The following is a 17,940-nucleotide window of genomic DNA, read 5'->3' on the forward strand; positions in this document are numbered from 1 at the left end:
TGTCGGGAACGCCCTGTTCGAAACACGTCCTTCGACAAGCTCAGGACGAGCGGGGAAAGGCTTACTTTGCCAGCACCCGGTCCACCACCGCGCCGAGCCGGCCGTGCGACCAGGCAAGCGCGCGGTACACCGCCAGCATGTTGCGCGCCCAGACGGTGTAGAGCGCCGGGCGGCCGGTGCGTAGCGAATGGCGCGCCATCCGGTGGCTGCCGCGCGCGATCGCGTAACGCATGCGGTAGACGAGCTTGCGCCGCAGCGGCAGCGCGGCGGAGGGGGCGACGCGCTTGACCGGGCGGAGGCCGCGCTTGCCCCACGTCAGGCGATAGGCCAGCCCCTCGCGGCGGTGGCGGAAGCCGGCGGCCTGCGTCTGCTCGACGAACGCCGCGTCGACCGCGGTGAGCGCCAGCCGACCGTCCGCGACCGCGCGCTCGATCAGCGCATGGATCGCGGGCGAGCGCGCGATCACGACGTTGGTGCCGCGCCCGTCGGAGGAATAGGGCTCGACCCAGGCGTCTCCGAAGGCGACGTCGGCGGTTTCCGCCACGACGTCGTCGCACCAGTCGCAGGCCGGGTTCTGGAAGAAGCCGGCGCCCCAGTCGCCGTCCGCCAGGTTCCACCAATCCTCGGCGCGCGCGCTGCCGTCGTCGAGCGTCAGGTGCGCGCGGTACCAGTTGGCGGGGCGCGCGGCGTCCTTGATCCGGTAGTCCACCGCGCGCACGCGCTTGATCGGGGTGTCGAGCTGCCACGCGAAGCTGTCGACCAGCCGCGCGCTTTTCTGGTGGCCGCAGAACAGGCCGAGCAGGTGCGTCACGCGCCCGGCGATCACCGGGTCGGTGCGGCGGAGCAGGTGCAGCGCCTTGACGAAGCACGGGACCGCGACGACCGCATAGCGCCCCGGCGTCGCGCGGATCGCGTCGATCACGCCGGACAGCTCGACCGGATAATAGCGCGACTTCGCGCCGCCCGCGATCTCGTCCGGCGCGCGCGACAGGCGGTAGGCGAAGAAGCGACCGTCGTCCTGCGGAGCCGCGACCGGCGCGACATGCGCGACTGCATCGACCGCACCGGTGCGCAACAGCTCGGCGGCGACCCAGCTGACCATGCCGCCGGAGCTGCCGTTGGTGCGGAACTGCCCTTCCGCGACATGCCCGACCCAGGTCGATTCGTGGCGCCCGAGCAGGTCGGTGCGGCGCGCGGGCGCGGGAAAGCGTTCCGCGGCGATCGCGTCCTCGTCGGCGGTGGCGGGCGAGAACGGGCAGCGCGCCGCGAAATCGGGGCCGGCGGTGACGGTCGCATCGGGCTTCCACAGGCCGTCGCGGTCCATCGCCATCGCGCCCGCCGCCGCGCACCCGCCGCAGCCGATGCACAGCCCCGAATCGACGATCGCGCGCGGGGAGAGCGCGTCAGCCAAGCGCAGCGGCCAGGAAGGCGTTCGATTCGGCGCGCAGCCGGGCGACCTGCGCGGCGATCCGCGGCGCGTGCGGCCGGGTCAGCAGCGCGTCGTAGCCGGCGTCGTCGGTGTCGGGGGCAACGACGTGCGGCTGTGCGTCCAGCGCCGCGGTGAGATCGCGCACCTTGTTGAAGCGATAGGGCGACGGCGCGGTGACGAACGGCGTGCCGTGGACCAGCGCGAAGACGCAGCCGTGGAAGAAGTTGGTGACCAGCGCGCTGGCGCCGGCGACGCGCGCGGCGAAATCCTCCGGCCCGGCGTCGATCTCCTGCGTGTCGGCCCAGTCGTTGCGATAGCCGATGCTGTGCAACCGCACGCCGTGCCGCGCGCTCCAGCGACGCAGCGCCTGCGCCAGCCAGTCGGGCAGGCCGTGGCCGTAGATCAGCGCGTAGCGGTCGCCATCGGGCGTGCCGCGCGGCACGCGATCGGCGAATTGCAGCACCGGATCGAGCACGAGCGGCGGCGTGGTGCCCAGCGCCTGGCGAACGAGGTCCTGCGCGTTCGCGTCGCGCACCGACACCGCGGTGAAACGCCGCAGCCGCGCCGCCCATTCGGGGCCGATGCCGTCGGCCGCATCGTGGTTGCCGAAGCTGGCGGCGTAGGAGACCAGCCGCGGCGTCTCCACGCCCTCCCCGAAGAACAGCGGCTTGCCGGCGTACCACGGGTGGCGGAAGTTCCAGACCTCGTCGCTGCCGACCACCACCGCGCCATAGCCGTTCAGCGCCGCGGGATCGTCGAGCGCGAAGCCGGCCGAGCGCGGCAGTGCGTCGATCGCCGCGACGAAGCGGCGCGCCTTGCGCTTGTACGCGGGCAGGTCCGCCGCGCGGGTCCGCTCGGGCAGCGCCGGCTGCAAGGCGCAGCGCCATTCCGCCCGCACGACCGCGGGGTCGTGGTGGTCGAGCAGCACCGCATCGTGGCCGCGCGCGCGCAGCCCCTCCACCAAGCAACGCGCCTGCCAATAGGAGCCGTAGTTGATGCATCTGTGAAAGGTCAGGACGCCGACCTGCGCGGGCGATTCGGTCATTATCTGCGACAATCGCCGGAAAGCGGCACGGTTCCGGCACCTTGCCCGGCATCGCACGATTACCCCCCGTCAACTTATGTGTGTTAACCGCCCGGCATGGACATCGTGCACCTCTACAAGTCGATGATCGACGCGGTCGTCGCCATGGCCGGATCGGCGGCGCTGCTGCACGTGCATGTCGGCATGGCGATCTATCTCGCGACCCTGATGGTGGTCCGTAACCGGCGCGGCAGCACGATCGCGTTGCAGGTGGTGCTGGCCGCGGAGCTGGGCAACGAGGCGATGGACTGGCTGGAAGGCGCGCCGCAATGGACGTGGGGCGACACCATCTCCGATTTCATACTCACGATGCTGTGGCCGGCCGCGATCACCGCGGTGGGCGCATGGCGGCGGCGGCGGTGGCGCAAGGCCGTCGCAGCGGAGCCGCGGATCGCCGCGATTTCGTCCGCGGCAAGCAGAGTTCCCCCGATTGCAACCACCTGAACGCTTGCCAGACCCGCGCTCGACTCGCTAGCGGACAAGGCTGGGGTGCCGCCCGGGGGCGGTCCAATCGAGGGAGCGACCGCCTTGCGCATTACCATGATCGGTTCGGGCTATGTCGGCCTGGTGTCCGGCACGTGCTTTGCCGACTTCGGCCATGACGTGATCTGCGTCGACAAGGACAAGGGCAAGATCGACCGGCTGCTCGCCGGCAAGATGCCGATCTACGAGCCGGGGCTCGAGGATCTGGTCGCGCGCAACGTCGCCGCCGGCCGCCTGAAGTTCACCACCGACCTGAAAGCAGCCGTCGACGGCGCGGACGCGATCTTCATCGGCGTCGGCACGCCGACCCGGCGCGGCGACGGTCACGCCGACCTGTCGTACGTCTACGCCGCCGCCAAGGAGATCGGCGAGTCGCTGACCGGCTATAGCGTGATCGTCACCAAGTCGACCGTGCCGGTCGGTACCGGCGACGAGGTCGAGCGGATCATCCGCGAGGCCGCGCCGAACGCCGAGTTCGGCGTCGTCTCCAACCCCGAGTTCCTGCGCGAAGGCGCGGCGATCGACGATTTCAAGCGTCCCGATCGCATCGTCATCGGATCCGAGGACGAGCGCGCGACCGAGGTGATGCGGCAGGTGTATCGCCCGCTGTACCTGAACGCCGCGCCGATCCTGGTCACCGCGCGCCGCACCGCCGAGCTGATCAAGTACGCGGGCAATGCGTTCCTGGCGACGAAGATCACCTTCATCAACGAGATCGCGGACCTGTGCGAGAAGGTCGGCGCGGACGTGAAGGACGTCAGCCGCGGGATCGGGCTGGACAATCGCATCGGCTCCAAGTTCCTGCACGCCGGGCCGGGTTACGGCGGGTCGTGCTTCCCCAAGGACACGCTGGCGCTGCTCAAGACCAGCCAGGATTTCGACGCGCCGCAGCGGATCGTCGAGGCGGTGGTCGCGGTCAACGACAACCGCAAGCGCGCGATGGGCCGCAAGATCATCCATGCCATGGGCGACGACGTCCGCGGCAAGACGATCGCAGTGCTGGGGCTGACCTTCAAGCCGAACACCGACGACATGCGCGATTCGCCCGCGATCGCGGTGATCCAGGCGTTGCAGGACGCGGGCGCCAAGGTGAAGGCGTTCGATCCGGAGGGCACCGAGCAGGCGCAGCTCGTGCTTGAGAACGTCGAATATTGCGACGGGCCGTATCAGGCGATCGAGGGCGCGGACGCGCTGGCGATCGTGACCGAGTGGGACGAGTTCCGCGCGCTCGACCTGCCGCGAGTGAAGTCGCTGCTGAAGGCGCCGATCCTGATCGACCTGCGCAACATCTATACGCCGGCCGAAGTGAAGGCGGCGGGGTTCCAGTACACCAGCATCGGGCGGTGATCGCGCCGGGGGCGATGCCGGTCGGCGGCGTCGCCCCTCTTCCCCTTCTCCCGACGCCATGTGGCGTCGGTCGCGCGCAGGGCGTTCGAGAACGTCCTACCGCCCCGGCGTCGTCAGCGTCTTCGCCAGCGCCGCTCGCCACCCCGCCGCCAGCGCCGCGCGTGGCTCCGCCGCCATCGTCGGCTCGAAACAGTCGCCGCGCACCCAGGTCGCCGCCAGCGCGTCGAGATCCTTCCACACCCCCGTCGCCAGTCCCGCGTGGAACGCCGCCCCCAACGCGGTCGTCTCGAGATGCAGCGGCCGCTCCACCGGCACCTGCAACATATCGGCCAGGAACTGGCACAGCCAGTCGTTCGCCGCCATGCCCCCGTCGACGCGGATCATGGCGGGCGGATCGCCGCCGTCGGCGACCATCGCGTCGGCCAGGTCCATCGTCTGGTAACCCACCGCCTCCAGCGCCGCGCGCGCCAGATGCGCCTGCGTCGATCCCAGCGTCAGCCCGAAGATCGCGCCGCGCGCATCGGGGTCCCAGTGCGGCGCGCCCAGCCCGACGAACGCCGGCACCATGTACACGCCGTGGCTGTCGGGAACCTGCGTCGCCATATCGTCGGTATCGCGCGCGTGCGTGATGACGCCGATGCCGTCGCGCAGCCACTTCACCGCCGCGCCGGCGATGAAGATCGATCCTTCCAGCGCATAGGTCACCTTGCCGTTCAGCCGGTACGCCGGCGTCGTCAGCAAGCGATGTTCCGACGCGACCGCCTCCTCGCCGGTGTTGAGCAGCATGAAGCAGCCGGTGCCATAGGTCGACTTCGCCATCCCGGCGGTGAAGCACGCCTGTCCGAACAGCGCCGCCTGCTGATCGCCGGCCACCCCTGCGATCGGGATCGCGGCATCGAACAGCCCCTCGGCGGTGTGACCGAAGACATGGGCATTGTCGTGCACCTCGGGCAGCAGCGCCATCGGCACGTCGAACAGCGCGCACAGTTCCTCGTCCCAGCGCTGCGCATGAATGTCGTACAGCAACGTCCGGCTGGCGTTGGTGATGTCGGTCGCATGCACCGCGCCGCCGGTCAGCCGCCACAACAGAAAGCTGTCGATCGTCCCGAACGCCAGCTCGCCGCGCTCCGCCCGCCCGCGCGCGCCCTCGACATGGTCGAGGATCCAGGCCAGCTTGGTCGCCGAGAAATACGGATCGAGCAGCAGCCCGGTCTTCGCACGCACCCCCGCCTCGCGCCCCTCGCGCTTCAACCGCGCGCACAGCTCCGCGGTGCGACGATCCTGCCATACGATCGCATGGTGGACCGGCGCCCCGGTCGCACGGTCCCAGATGACGACCGTCTCGCGCTGGTTGGTGATCCCGATGCCCGTGATCCCGGCCGCACCGATCCCGCTTTGCGCCACCGCTTCCCGCGCGGTCGCCAGCGTGTCGCGCCAGATATCCTCGGGATCGTGCTCGACCCAGCCCGGCTGCGGATAATGCTGCGCGAACTCGCGCTGCGCGGTCGCCACCGGGCGCGCGCCGGCGTCGAACACGATCGCGCGGGTCGAGGTGGTGCCCTGGTCGATCGCCAGGATATGCTGCGGGCCGGACACGGCGCTCTCCTTCCTTATTGGCGTGCGCGCGGCGGCAGATACGGGCGCACCAGATATTGATAGGTCGCCGCACCCGCCACCCCGCCGACCAGCGGGCCGGCGATCGGCACCCACCAGTAATGATCGGGCCCCGGAAAGGCCGACTCGCCCCAGCCCAGCAGCCAGCAGAACAACCGCGGCCCGAAATCGCGCGCCGGGTTGATCGGCCAGCCCTCCAGATACCCCGCCGACGCGCCGATGCACGCGACCAGCAATCCGATGATCAGCGCGCTCGCATTCGCCATCGGCGCCTGCGTGTTGAACTCGTCGGTGATCGCGAAGATGCCGAGCAGCAGGATGCCGGTCAGCACCACTTCGTCCCAGAAGGCGTGGATCGCGGTGACATGCGCACCCGGCGCGGTGAAGAATACCCCGGCCGCGCCACCCGCCGCGCGCGTCAGCCCGTGCGCGGCATTATACGCCTCGATCACCGGCCCGAACAATTGATAGACCAATGCGGCGCCCACCATCGCGCCCCCCACCTGCGCCGCGACATAGGGCAGCACCTTGCGCCGCGGAAAGTCGCGGAACAGCGCCAGCGCGACCGTCACCGCAGGATTGGCATGCGTGCCCGACACGGCGCCGGTGACATAGATCGCGATCGTCACCGCCAGCCCCCAGGCGATGCACACGCCCCAGTAAGCGGTGGCGTACGGGCTGGGATCATAGAGGATCAGCATCGCCGCCGCCGAATTGCCGAGCGTGATGATGATCGCCACCGCCAGCGCCTCGGAAATCAGCTCGCCGCGCAAGCCCGGTTGCCCGCTCATCCCGTTCCTCCCCGCGCCCGGCCGTTGCCGGACATCGTCGACACCTTCCTGCGTTTGCAAGGAAGGTCAATGGCCGGTTTGATCGCCGCCGCGCGACTTGCCATATCGTCGGCCACAAGGTCCGCGGGCGCCGGGCGCCCGACACGAGGTGGCTAGTGGCTGATCCGATCGCATCCCCCGATACCGACACCGACCTGCTGATCGTCGGTGGCGGCATCAACGGCGCCGGCATCGCACGCGACGCGGCCGGGCGCGGCCTGCGCGTGACGCTGGTCGAGCAGGACGATCTCGCCAGCCATACGTCCTCCGCCTCCACCAAGCTGATCCACGGCGGCTTGCGCTATCTCGAATATCGCGAGTTCCGGCTGGTGCGCGAGGCGCTGATCGAGCGCGAGCGGCTGTGGCGGATGGCGCCGCACATCATCTGGCCGCTCGAGTTCGTGCTGCCGCAAAGCCAGTCGCCGCGCCCGGCGTGGCTCGTGCGGCTCGGGCTGTTCCTCTACGACCATCTCGGCGGGCGCGAGAAGCTGCCCGCGACGCGCACCGTCGCGCTGGACCGCGATCCGGTCGGCCGCGGGCTGAAGCCGGGCAACCCCAAAGCGTTCGTCTATTCGGATTGCTGGGTGGAGGACAGCCGCCTGGTCGTCCTGAACGCCCGCGACGCCGCGGATCGCGGCGCGACGATCCTGACCCACACCCGCCTGATCGCCGCCGAGCGCGACGGCGCGACCTGGCGGGCGACGATCGAGGATGCGGCCGGGCGGCGCGAGGTGCGCGCCCGCGTGCTGGTCAACGCCGCCGGGCCGTGGGTCGGCGAGGTACTCGGCCTCGTTCCCGATGCGCGGCGCGACCGCGGGGTGCGGCTGGTCAAGGGCAGCCATATCGTCGTGCCGAAACTGTACGAGGGCGAGCACGCCTTCCTGCTCCAGAACCCCGATCGCCGCGTCGTCTTCGCGATCCCCTATGAAGGCGCGTTCACGCTGGTGGGCACCACCGACGAGGCGTGGCAGGGCGCGCCGGGGCGCGCCGCGATCGACCAGGGCGAAGTCGCATACCTGCTGGCGACGATCGACCGCTATTTCGAGCGTCCGGTGGCGCAGGACGACGTCGCCTGGAGCTATTCCGGCATCCGGCCGCTCTATGACGATCACGCCGCCGACGCCTCGGCGGTGACGCGCGATTACGTGCTGGACGTCGACGGCGGCGACGGCCGGCCGGCGCTGCTGAGCGTGTTCGGCGGCAAGATCACCACGTATCGCAAGCTGGCCGAACACGCCCTGCGCGAACTGTCGCCGTTCCTGCCCGGCGCGGGCGGGGCGTGGACCGCGGGCGCGGCGCTACCGGGCGGCGACATGCCCGACGCCGATTTCGACCGCTTCCTCGCCGATCTGACGCAGCGCTACCCCGCGCTGCCGCGCGCGCTGCTCCGCCGGCTCGCGCGCGGCTACGGCACGCGCGTGACGCGCCTGCTGGGCGACGCACGGACGCCGTCCGATCTCGGCGAGGATTTCGGCGCGGGGCTGCACGCGCGCGAGGTCGACTATCTGCGGGCGGAGGAATGGGCCCGCAGCGCCGAGGACATCCTGTTCCGCCGTAGCAAGCTCGGCCTGCACGCCCCGGCGGACGCTGCGGCGCGGGTCGAGGTGTATCTCGGCGCAGCGATCGACGGCGGACCCAGGTCGGCGGATCCCGAGAAGATCGGAGTCTAGCCGACCGGCAGACACGCGCGCTGCTGGTCGACCTTGTCCGCGCCGCCCGGGGCGCGGGTCAGGACCGAGAGCGCGCGACAGGTCCGCTCGCCGTCCTGCTCCGCCGCGCCCGCGACGACGAAGCCGTGGACCTGGCCGGCGGCCTCGTACCATTCCTGCACCTCGCCGCTGGTGAGCGCGGCCGCGATCGCCGCCGCGCGGCTGCCGCTGTCGCCCGGAAGATCGTCCGCCACCGGCGTCGCGGTGGCGCGCGGGGCGGCGGCCGGGGCGGGCGCGGGCTTCGGCGCGACCGGCAGGGGCCGTGCGGGCGCGATCACGCGGGCGGGCACGGGGAGGCTGACCGAATAGCCGGGTGCGCGCGGCGCGGGCCGCCGGGTCGTCGCCATCGACAGCCCGCCCGCGCTGACCGCCAGCACGACGCCAAGCACGCCCGCCGCGCGCCAGCCGCCGCCCGGACGCGCGCGCGTCGGCTCCCAGAAGGGATAATCCGGCCCGGTCGGCGCGCAGCGATATTCGCGCGTGATGCGCAGCGGCCCCAGCTCGATCGTGGTGCGACGCCACACGTCGCCTCCGCCCTTCGTCACGCGCCGTCCCCGGTTAACCGCGCTCGTCATCGGCCAGCACGCCGCGCTTGGCAAGGGCGGGCCCGTGCGACGCGGTCAGTTCGCCATCGGCCCGCCGTACAGCAGCCCGAAGTAATCGCCCTTGTTCCACACCGGGCGCGCCGCGCCGTCGGCGATCTCGCGCGCGATCCGGTAGTTGGCGTCGACGAAGCGCACGCCCTGATCCCACAGGATCGGCTGCGTCAGGTCGTCGCACGGGCGGTGATAGCAATTGCCCATGAAGCGCTCGACCGCCGCCTTCCCCGGCCCCTTGTAGCCCGGCCAGAGGAAGACCGAGGGCACGCCCTTCTGCACGAAGCGATAGTGATCCGAGCGCACGAAGATCGCCTGATCGGGCATCGGATCGGGCGACAGGCCGACGCCGATCCCCGCCACCGCGCGCGCGATGATCGGGCCGAGCGTCGAGCGGTCGCCGCCGAACGCGACCATGTCCTCGAACCGATAGGTCAGGATCGGCATGTCGAGATTCACGTCGGCGACGATGTCGCGGATCGGCACCGGCGGGTGGTTGGCGAAGAAGTCGCTGCCGACCAGCCCCTTCTCCTCGGCGGTGACCGCCAGGAAGATGATGCTGCGCTTCGGCGGGGTGGCGGCCTTGAAGCGCTTGGCGACCTCGATCAGGCTGGCGATGCCGACGCCGTCGTCGAGCGCGCCGTTGTAGATCGTGTCGCCGTTCACCGCCTTGCCGACTCCGACGTGGTCGAGGTGCGCGGAGAGCACCACCGCCTGTTTCGCGAGCGCCGGGTCGCTGCCGGGCAGCACGCCGACGACATTGGCGCTGGGGATGGCGCGGAAGGTCGTGGCGCTCTCGATCGTCAGCGTGCCCGCGCCGGTCACCGGGCGCACCTTCAGCGTGGTGCGCGCCGCGCCCTTCGCCAGCGCGCGCCAGTCCTTGCCGAACACCTTCGCCGCGCCGGCCGGCGACAGCGTGCCGAGCAGCGGCACCTCGCCGGCGTTGCCGGTGCCGTCGGGGCGCGCCCAGGTGATCCGCTCCGCCTCATAGCCCTTGGCGGTGGCGGCGAACGACGGCGCGCCGCGACCGGCCTTGCGCAGGTCGGCGATCGCGATCACGCCGAGCGCGCCGTGCCGGGCCGCCGCCAGCTGGCGCGCGGCGGCGCTGCCGAAGGTCGCGGCGACCTCGCTCGGCAGCCCGGCCGGCGCGCCGCCGACATAGGCGACGATCTTGCCGCGCACGTCGACCCCCGCATAGTCGGTGAGTCCGTATTGCGGCGCATCGAGCCCGTAGCCGAGGAACACGACCGGCGCGGTGACCGCAGTCGCCTTCGCCCCCGGATTGGCGGCGGGGACGATGTCGGTGCCGAAGGCCAGCGGCGTCGCGGTGCCGCCGGCCGGCGTCCAGCGCGCGCGCCCCTGCCCCGCCAGCTTGTAGCCGGTCAGCGGCACGCGCTGGAGATAGCCCCCGTCGTCGCCGAGCGGGCGGAGCCCGGCGGCGTAGAATTGCGCGGCGACATAGTGCGCGGCGATGTCATATTCCGGGCTGCCGACGTCGCGACCCTTCATCGCGTCGGCCGCCAGGAACATGACGTGCGCCTTCATCGCCGCCTGATCGGCGGGCAACGCTGCGTTGATCGTCGCGTTCGTCACGGCGGCGGTATCTCTGTCGGGCGCGGACTGCGCGGCGAGGGGGGCGGCGAGCGACAGCAAGAGCGGCAAGGCAAGGGTGCGCGACATCGAGGCATCCGGGTGAGAAGGTCAGAGTGGCTGCACGATAGGCCGAAATGGTTGGCGCTGAAACCACCTTGGCCGGACGGCTGCGCTTAGGGATGGAACCGATGGCCACCCCGATGATAATGCGGGACATGGCCGACGTACGCACCAACCCCGCCGCCCCCGCCGTGACGCATCGCGGCGATTATGCGCCGCCTGCGTGGCGGGTGCCGCAGGTCGAACTGGACTTCGCGCTCGACCCGGTCGCGACGCGCGTGCGCGCGACGCTGACTGTCGAGCGTGCGGGCGCTGCGGGGGTGCCGCTGCGGCTCGACGGCGCGGGGCAGCCGGTGCTGGGCGTGCGCGTCGACGGCGTGGCGCGCGACGACTGGCGGGTGGAGGGCGAGCAGCTCGTCATCGACCTGGACGGCGACACCCACGTCGTCGAGACCGAGGTGGAGATCGCGCCCGATCGCAATACGCAGCTGATGGGCCTCTACGCCTCGGGTGGCAATCTGTGCACGCAATGCGAGGCGGAGGGGTTTCGGCGGATCACCTATTTCCCCGATCGCCCCGACGTGCTGGCCACGTACCGGGTGCGGATGACCGCGGACCGGCTGCGCTTCCCGGTGCTGCTCGCCAACGGCGATCCGGTCGCGCAGGGCGACAATGACGACGGCACGCATTGGGCGGAATGGCACGATCCCTGGCCCAAGCCGTCGTACCTGTTCGCGCTGGTCGCCGGCGATCTGGCGGTCAACCGCGGCACGTTCACGACCCGCTCGGGACGCGAGGTGCAGCTCGGCATCTGGGTGCGCGACGGCGATGTGCCCAAGACGGACCATGCGCTGAACGCCCTCAAGCTGTCGATGGCATGGGACGAGCGCGTCTATGGCCGCGAATACGATCTGGACGTGTTCAATATCGTCGCGGTCGACGATTTCAACTTCGGCGCGATGGAGAACAAGGGGCTGAACATCTTCAACAGCCGCTACATCCTCGCCGACCCCGACACCGCGACCGATTACGATTACGATGCGATCGCCGCGGTCGTCGCGCACGAATATTTCCACAATTGGTCGGGCAATCGCATCACCTGCCGCGACTGGTTCCAGCTGAGCCTGAAGGAAGGCTTCACCGTCTATCGCGACCAGGGCTTCTCCGCCGACCAGGGATCGGCGGCGGTCAAGCGGATCGAGGACGTGCGGGGCCTGCGTGCCGCGCAGTTCCCGGAGGATGCCGGGCCGCTGGCGCATCCGGTCCGTCCCGAAAGCTATATCGAGATCAGCAACTTCTACACCGCGACGATCTACAACAAGGGCGCGGAGCTGATCCGGATGATGGCGACGATGCTGGGCGCGCAGCGTTTCCGTGCCGCGACCGACCTGTATTTCGAACGGTTCGACGGCACCGCCGCCACCTGCGAGGATTTCGTCGCGTGCATGGAGGAGGCCGGCGACGTCGACCTGTCGCAGTTCCGGCTGTGGTACAGCCAGGCGGGCACGCCGCGCGTATCCGCGACGTTGGTCCATGAGCCCGGCAGCGGGCGTGCGACGCTGAACCTGGCGCAAAAGGTGCCCGAGACGCCCGGCCAGCCGGTCAAGCAGCCGCAGGTGCTGCCCTTGCGGATCCGGTTGTTCGGCGGCGAGACCGCGCAGCCGCTGGGCGAGGAGCAGTTGGTGATCCTGTCCGACGCCAGCGCCAGCGTGACGTTCGAGACCGTAACCGAGCGCCCGGTCGTCTCGCTCAACCGCGGCTTCTCCGCGCCCGTCATCGTCGAGAGCGACCGCAGCGCGGAGGACCTCGCCTTCCTCGCGCGCCACGACGACGATGCCTTCGCGCGCTACGAGGCGATGCAGCAATTGATGCTCGACACGCTGATCGCGGGCGCGGTCGAGGGTGAGGCGGACCCGCGCGCGGTGATCGACGCGGTTGCCGACACGCTCGACGACCCGACGCTCGACCGCGCGTTCGTGGCGGAGGCGGTGCTGCTGCCGTCGGAAAATTTCATCGGCGACCAGCTGAGCGTCGTCGATCCCGAGGCGATCTTCCGCGCGCGCGAGGGCCTGCGCGGGGCGCTGGGTCGCGCGCTGGAAGGGCGGTGGCGGGCGGCGTGCGACGCAGGCCTGCGGCGCCCGTACGCCTATACGCCCGAGGACAAGGGCATCCGGCGGCTGCGCAGCGTCGCGCTCGGCTATGTCGCGGCGGCGGGGGCGGACGATGCCGCGGCGCTCGCCTGGGCGCAGTTCGAGGCGGCCGACAACATGACCGATCGGCAGGGCGCGCTGACGGTGCTGGTGAACGGCCATGCGCCCGAGCGCGAGCGCGCGCTCGACCATTTCTACACCCGCTACGCCGACAACGCGCTGGTGCTCGACAAATGGTTCCAGACGCAGGCGCTGTCGTCACGCGACGATACGCCGGCGCTGGTCGCCGAACTGGCGCAGCATCCCGACTTCACGCTGGCCAATCCGAACCGCGCACGCGCGCTGGTCGGGGCGTTTGCGGTCAACCAGCGCGCGTTCCATGCCGCGGGAGGTGCGGGCTATCGCTGGCTGACCGAGCAGTTGCTGGCGCTCGACAAGCTCAATCCGCAGACATCGGCGCGGCTGCTGCCGCCGCTGGGGCGGTGGCGGCGGTTCGCTCCGGTGCGCGCGGACGCGATGCGCGCCGAGCTGGAGCGGATCGTCGCGACGCCGGGGATCAGCAAGGACCTGTTCGAACAGGCGTCGAAGAGTTTGGAAGGGTAGGACGGCGTCCGCCTGGTACCTTCGCCATTCCTGCGGAGGCAGGGATGACGGTGGCCAGGCGGGCGGGACGAGACGACCGCTTTGTCGGCGGTCAGGCCGGGATCGTCATCGTCATGGCCGCTTTCTGCTCGCGTTCGGTGCGGCGTTCCTCGGTCCGGCGCGACTGTGCGGCCATCTTCAGCCAGGCGACCTCCGAGCGGGCGCAGCGTTCGCGGACGTTGTCGAGCGTCGCTTCCTCTCCGTCGCGGCGATGCTGGGCGGCGATTGCCTCGAAGCGTTCATATTCCTTGATGACCGTGCTCCTCGAGCGTAGGCGCGCGGCGAGGCCGCCCGTCGTGCGATGGGTAGTTCTGCATTAACGCGGCTGAACGATTCCCGATCCGTTTGCCGTAAGCGAACGCGGGCTTCGGCAAGCTCGGCCCGAGAGCGGCGCTCGGCGTTCGTCTCAGGCGCGGTGTAGCCCGGCGATCACCGCCTCGACGCGACCGCACGCCTCGCTGCTGTCCCCGGCCAGGTCGAGCGGGCGCGCGCCCAGCTCGGCATGGTCGGCGTTGAGGAACGGCAGCGCGGCCAGCGCGCCGATCCGCTCGATCGCGAGGCGGGTGACGCGACTCTGCCGCTCGGCGCGCGCCGGATCGTAGCGGACGCGCGCGGCGCGGAAGGTGCGCGTGCCGCGCGGCTGATCGGTGCCGCTCACAGGCCGCGCAACGGATAGCTGACCCCGCCCGCGGCGCGCACGCGCGCGATCCGGGCGGCATAGCCCTGCGCCAGCGCCCGGTGCGCGCGCTGCGCCTCGACCCCGCCGGCAGCGTCGGCCATCATCAGCGACACTTGCTGGCGGTGGAAAAGATAGTTGAGGTCCATGACGGGCTCCCGACTGACAAGCGGGAGCGCAGCGTCTCTCAGCCGTCGACGCTTGCGACAAGATGCCGACGATGTGCGGGGTGTAGCACGGCTGGGGGCGATCACCTAATCGGCTGGATGACCCCCAGCCCGTTCGTGCTAAGCGTGTCGAAGTACGTTAAACCGGTGACGCGCCTGGGACACGCACTTCGACAGGCTCGGTGCGAACGGTATTTCCAGTATCAGCGTTGCAATGCCGCCATCGCGACGCCGGCGCCGATCACCGCGCCGCCGCCGGCGCGCTGCGTCCAGACGCGGGCGCGCGGGTCGCTCAGCCAGCCCGAGGCGCGCGAGGCGGCGAGCGCGTAGAGCGTGTCGGTGGTCGCGGCGATCGCGGTGAAGGTGGCGATCAGAAGCGCGGCCTGCGGCAGGAACGGGCGGTCGGGACGGATGAACGGCGCGGCGAAGGCGACGAAGAACAGGATCGTCTTGGGGTGAAACGTGCCGACCGCGATGTTGGTCATGAACGCGGCGCGCGGCGACACTGCGCGGCGCGGGGTAGCGCTCACGTCGCCGACCCGCCCGCTCCGGGCGATGGCGAGCGTGCCGATGACGATCAGATAGGCGGCGCCGACCCACTTGAGCGCGGTGAACGCCCACGCGGAGGTGGCGAGGATCGCGCCCGCACCGAGCAGCGACAACGTCATTGCGACGGTGTTGCCGACCGCCATGCCCGCGACCCCCGCCAGCGCGGTACGGCGCCCGGAGGAGAAGGCGAAGCCGAGGATGCTCGCGACGCCCGGGCCGGGGATCACCCCGACGACGAAGCAGGCGGAGGCGAACGCCAGCCAGAGATGCGGTTCGATCATCCCGAATTGCGCAACGCGGTGGCGATCGCGTTGATCGACAGGAGGATGCCCTGCCGCACGCGCTCGTCGGCCTCGCCGGCGCGGTGGCGCTTCATCAGCTCGATCTGGAGGAGGTTGAGCGGCTCGATATAGGGGAGCCGCAGCCGGATCGAGGCGTCGAGCGCGGGATGCTTCTCCAGCAGGTGCGACTGGCCGGTCACCTCCAGCAAGCCGTCGTGCGTGCGCTGCCACCCGTCGCGGATCTGGCCGAAGACGTGATGCCGCAGCCCTGAGTCCTCGACCAACCCGGCGTAGCGCTCGGCCAGCCCCATGTCGGACTTGGCGAGCACCATCTCCATGTTCGCCAGCGTCGCGGCGAACAACGGCCAGCCCTGCGCCATGTCCTTGAGGAGCGCGCGATCCTCGACCTGCGCCAGCGCGTGGCCGACGCCGTACCAGCCCGGCAGCATGACGCGCGCCTGCGCCCAGCTGAACACCCACGGAATCGCGCGCAGGTCCTCGATCGCGTCGGATTGCTTGCGGCTGGCCGGGCGGCTGCCGATCTTGAGCCCCGCGATCTCGGCGATCGGGGTCATCTGGCGGAAGAAGGTGCGGAAGCCTTCCGTCTCGTAGACCAATCCGCGATAGGCGCGGAACGCGGCGGTCGACAGGCGATCCATCGCGGCGGCGAACGTCTCGTTGTCGCCGTTCGACAGCGCTTCGGGCTCCAGGCTGGCGAGCAAGGTCGCCGAGGCCATCGCCTCCAGATTGGTCGCGGCGCTCTCGCGCGTGCCGTATTTGCCCGCGATCACCTCGCCCTGTTCGGTGATGCGGATGCGGCCCTGCACGGTGCCGGGGGGCTGCGCGCGGATCGCGGCGAAGCTGCTGCCGCCACCGCGCCCGACCGCGCCGCCGCGACCGTGGAACAGCTGCATCCCGACGCCGACCGCGTCGAAGACGGGCTTGAGCGCGGTCGACGCCTTCGACAGCTGCCAGGTCGAGGTCAGGTAGCCGCCGTCCTTGTTGCTGTCCGAATAGCCGATCATCACTTCCTGATGCCCGCGCGCCTTCGCGATCGCGCGCACCTCGGGGATCGCGAACCATTCGGCCATGATCGCAGGCGCGGCCTCGAGATCCTCGATCGTCTCGAACAAGGGCACGGCCATGATCGCGGCGGTCGCGGGATCGCCGGGGCGGTAGAGGCCGACCTCCTTGAGCAGCAGGTGGACCTCCAGCAGGTCGGACACCGACTTGGTCATCGAGACGATATACTGGCGGATCGCGGGCGCGCCGTAGGCCGCGTGCGCAACGGCAGCGGCCTGCACGATCGCGAGCTCGCCGGCGGTCTCCTCGCTGTAATCGGCGAAGCGGGTGGTCAGCGGGCGCGGCGTCGCCAGCTCCTGGCGCAGCAGCATGACCCGCGCGTCCTCGTCCAGTGCCGCATAATCGTCGGTGACGCCGGCGACCTTGAGCATCTCGGCCACGACGCGTTCGTGCACCGCGCTGTTCTGCCGCAGGTCGAGCGTGGCGAGGTGAAAGCCGAAGACGTCGACCGCGCGGATCAGCCGCCCGATCGCGCCGCCGCTGCCCAGCAGCCCGTCGCCACCCGCCGACAGCGGCCGGGCGATCGCGATCAGGTCGGCGCGCAACGCCTTGGGATCGGGATATGGCTCGCCCTTGAGCGGGCCGGGGCGCGGCGCGGGCTGGCCGGTCAGCTTCGCATAGGTGGCGGCAGTACGCGCGTAGATGCCCGACAATGCGCGGCGGTACGGCTCGTCGCTGCGCGTCTCGGACGTGTCGCCGCTCGCCTCGGCCAGCGCCTGCACGCCGGCATCGACCGCGGCGTGGTGCGCGGAGATCGACAGTTCGGCACCCATCGCGTGGAGCTGTTCGAGGTAGAAGCCGAGCACCGCCTGCGCCGCCTTGGCCAGCGCGGTGCGGAGCGAGTCGGCGGTGACGAACGGATTGCCGTCGCGGTCGCCGCCGATCCAGCTGCCGGGGCGCAGGAAGGCGGGCACGCGCCCGCCGAGCGCGCGGTCCCAACGCTGGTAGAGCGCCGGAATGACCGGCAGGAACACGTCGCGAAGATAGCTGAGCGCGGTTTCGACCTCGTCGACGACGTACAGCCGCTCGCGGCGCAGCACGCGCGTCTGCCAGAGGAGTGCGACCTGGCGCACGATCGCCTCGTCGACCAGATCGCCGTCGGGGGTCGTGTCGCGCCCGGCATCGCGGAGCGCCATCAGCTGCGCGATGCGATTGCGGTGGTCGATCATGCTCTTGCGCCGCACCTCGGTGGGGTGCGCGGTCAGCACCGGCGCGACCAGCGCCTGTTCGAGCAGCGCGCGGACGCGGTCGTGCCCGATGCCGGCGGCCTCCAGCCGCGCCAGCGCGGAGGCGACGTCGGCGCCCTCCTCTGCCGCAATCCCCTGCCGGTCCTCGGCGAGGTTGGCGAGCATCGAGAACAGCATGAAGCCGCGGACGAAATCGAGCGTCTCGTCGAGGTCGAGTGCGCCGAGTTCGGCATCGGGCGAGCCCTGGTGATTGCCACGGTGCCGCTCCACCGATGCGGAGCGGATCGCCTCGGTCCGCTCGTACAGCGTCTCCCCGCCGTACGCACGAATGACGTCGCCCAGGACGCGGCCGAGGTAGCGGACGTCCGGGTTGTTGGTGATGGGGGGCAGCGTGCTCATGGCGCCTTGCTGCGCTGCCGCAACGGCCGGGTCAACGATTGATTGCTGCCCGGCAGCCCCG

The 17,940-nt window shown here is 70.8% G+C and carries 14 protein-coding genes; 4 read left to right on the forward strand and 10 right to left on the reverse strand.

Annotated elements, in window-relative coordinates; translation table 11 throughout:
• Window positions 1-61: 61 nt before the first annotated feature.
• Both J2Y58_RS09190 and J2Y58_RS09195 read right to left on the reverse strand, forming a co-directional pair.
• On the reverse strand, window positions 62-1,411 hold the full coding sequence (locus J2Y58_RS09190) for a Coenzyme F420 hydrogenase/dehydrogenase, beta subunit C-terminal domain (protein WP_310101873.1): 1,350 nt from the start codon (window positions 1,409-1,411) through the stop codon (window positions 62-64).
• The gene (locus J2Y58_RS09195) at window positions 1,404-2,474 is read right to left on the reverse strand and encodes a polysaccharide pyruvyl transferase family protein (protein ID WP_310101876.1); all 1,071 of its coding nucleotides are present in this window, start codon (window positions 2,472-2,474) and stop codon (window positions 1,404-1,406) included. Before J2Y58_RS09195 ends, J2Y58_RS09190 begins: the two co-directional genes overlap by 8 nt.
• 96 nt (window positions 2,475-2,570) lie before the next feature.
• Here J2Y58_RS09195 and J2Y58_RS09200 point away from each other — a divergent pair, with 96 nt between their 5' ends.
• Both J2Y58_RS09200 and J2Y58_RS09205 read left to right on the forward strand, forming a co-directional pair.
• On the forward strand, window positions 2,571-2,957 hold the full coding sequence (locus J2Y58_RS09200) for a hypothetical protein (protein ID WP_310101878.1): 387 nt from the start codon (window positions 2,571-2,573) through the stop codon (window positions 2,955-2,957).
• Between the two features lie 84 nt (window positions 2,958-3,041).
• Window positions 3,042-4,343, forward strand: a complete 1,302-nt coding sequence (locus tag J2Y58_RS09205; protein ID WP_310101881.1) for a UDP-glucose/GDP-mannose dehydrogenase family protein — start codon at window positions 3,042-3,044, stop codon at window positions 4,341-4,343.
• Window positions 4,344-4,439: 96 nt separating this feature from the next.
• Here J2Y58_RS09205 and glpK read toward each other — a convergent pair whose 3' ends face one another.
• Entirely contained in the window at window positions 4,440-5,939 is a 1,500-nt protein-coding gene (gene glpK, locus J2Y58_RS09210) for a glycerol kinase GlpK (RefSeq protein WP_310101883.1), read from the reverse strand.
• Between the two features lie 14 nt (window positions 5,940-5,953).
• On the reverse strand, window positions 5,954-6,748 hold the full coding sequence (locus J2Y58_RS09215; protein WP_310101887.1) for an MIP/aquaporin family protein: 795 nt from the start codon (window positions 6,746-6,748) through the stop codon (window positions 5,954-5,956).
• 155 nt (window positions 6,749-6,903) lie between these two features.
• On the opposite strand from J2Y58_RS09215, the gene J2Y58_RS09220 reads away from it, so the two are divergent.
• Window positions 6,904-8,457 (forward strand): glycerol-3-phosphate dehydrogenase, encoded by a 1,554-nt coding sequence (locus tag J2Y58_RS09220; RefSeq protein ID WP_310101890.1) that lies wholly within the window; start codon window positions 6,904-6,906, stop codon window positions 8,455-8,457.
• Here the strand turns inward: J2Y58_RS09220 and J2Y58_RS09225 are convergent.
• Window positions 8,454-9,041, reverse strand: a complete 588-nt coding sequence (locus J2Y58_RS09225) for a hypothetical protein (RefSeq protein ID WP_310101894.1) — start codon at window positions 9,039-9,041, stop codon at window positions 8,454-8,456. The genes J2Y58_RS09220 and J2Y58_RS09225 overlap by 4 nt on opposite strands.
• 75 nt (window positions 9,042-9,116) lie before the next feature.
• The gene (locus J2Y58_RS09230; RefSeq protein WP_310101897.1) at window positions 9,117-10,772 is read right to left on the reverse strand and encodes a M28 family peptidase; all 1,656 of its coding nucleotides are present in this window, start codon (window positions 10,770-10,772) and stop codon (window positions 9,117-9,119) included.
• Window positions 10,773-10,900: 128 nt separating this feature from the next.
• On the opposite strand from J2Y58_RS09230, the gene pepN reads away from it, so the two are divergent.
• Entirely contained in the window at window positions 10,901-13,498 is a 2,598-nt protein-coding gene (pepN, locus tag J2Y58_RS09235; protein WP_310101993.1) for an aminopeptidase N, read from the forward strand.
• Between the two features lie 445 nt (window positions 13,499-13,943).
• Here the strand turns inward: pepN and J2Y58_RS09240 are convergent, their stop codons facing one another.
• From J2Y58_RS09240 to ppc, 4 genes are all read right to left on the reverse strand, one after another.
• Complete coding sequence (locus tag J2Y58_RS09240) at window positions 13,944-14,195, reverse strand: hypothetical protein (protein ID WP_310101900.1); 252 nt, start codon at window positions 14,193-14,195, stop codon at window positions 13,944-13,946.
• On the reverse strand, window positions 14,192-14,362 hold the full coding sequence (locus tag J2Y58_RS09245; RefSeq protein WP_310101903.1) for a hypothetical protein: 171 nt from the start codon (window positions 14,360-14,362) through the stop codon (window positions 14,192-14,194). Before J2Y58_RS09245 ends, J2Y58_RS09240 begins: the two co-directional genes overlap by 4 nt.
• Before the next feature lie 221 nt (window positions 14,363-14,583).
• Complete coding sequence (locus J2Y58_RS09250) at window positions 14,584-15,210, reverse strand: LysE family translocator (protein ID WP_310101906.1); 627 nt, start codon at window positions 15,208-15,210, stop codon at window positions 14,584-14,586.
• On the reverse strand, window positions 15,207-17,879 hold the full coding sequence (gene ppc / locus J2Y58_RS09255) for a phosphoenolpyruvate carboxylase (RefSeq protein ID WP_310101909.1): 2,673 nt from the start codon (window positions 17,877-17,879) through the stop codon (window positions 15,207-15,209). The genes J2Y58_RS09250 and ppc overlap by 4 nt, the downstream gene beginning before the upstream one ends.
• Window positions 17,880-17,940: the final 61 nt, after the last annotated feature.

Source organism: Sphingomonas sp. BE138 (genome assembly GCF_031456125.1).
Classification (GTDB): Bacteria; Pseudomonadota; Alphaproteobacteria; order Sphingomonadales; family Sphingomonadaceae; genus Sphingomonas.

What these genes read in the sequence shown, in the direction of transcription:
- ppc (WP_310101909.1), bottom strand. Translation starts at nt 17,879, where the DNA reads ATGAGCACGCTGCCCCCCATCACCAACAACCCGGACGTCCGCTACCTC.
- J2Y58_RS09195 (WP_310101876.1), bottom strand. Translation starts at nt 2,474, where the DNA reads ATGACCGAATCGCCCGCGCAGGTCGGCGTCCTGACCTTTCACAGATGC.
- J2Y58_RS09230 (WP_310101897.1), bottom strand. Translation starts at nt 10,772, where the DNA reads ATGTCGCGCACCCTTGCCTTGCCGCTCTTGCTGTCGCTCGCCGCCCCC.
- J2Y58_RS09245 (WP_310101903.1), bottom strand. Translation starts at nt 14,362, where the DNA reads ATGGACCTCAACTATCTTTTCCACCGCCAGCAAGTGTCGCTGATGATG.
- J2Y58_RS09200 (WP_310101878.1), top strand. Translation starts at nt 2,571, where the DNA reads ATGGACATCGTGCACCTCTACAAGTCGATGATCGACGCGGTCGTCGCC.
- pepN (WP_310101993.1), top strand. Translation starts at nt 10,901, where the DNA reads ATGGCCGACGTACGCACCAACCCCGCCGCCCCCGCCGTGACGCATCGC.
- J2Y58_RS09250 (WP_310101906.1), bottom strand. Translation starts at nt 15,210, where the DNA reads ATGATCGAACCGCATCTCTGGCTGGCGTTCGCCTCCGCCTGCTTCGTC.
- J2Y58_RS09215 (WP_310101887.1), bottom strand. Translation starts at nt 6,748, where the DNA reads ATGAGCGGGCAACCGGGCTTGCGCGGCGAGCTGATTTCCGAGGCGCTG.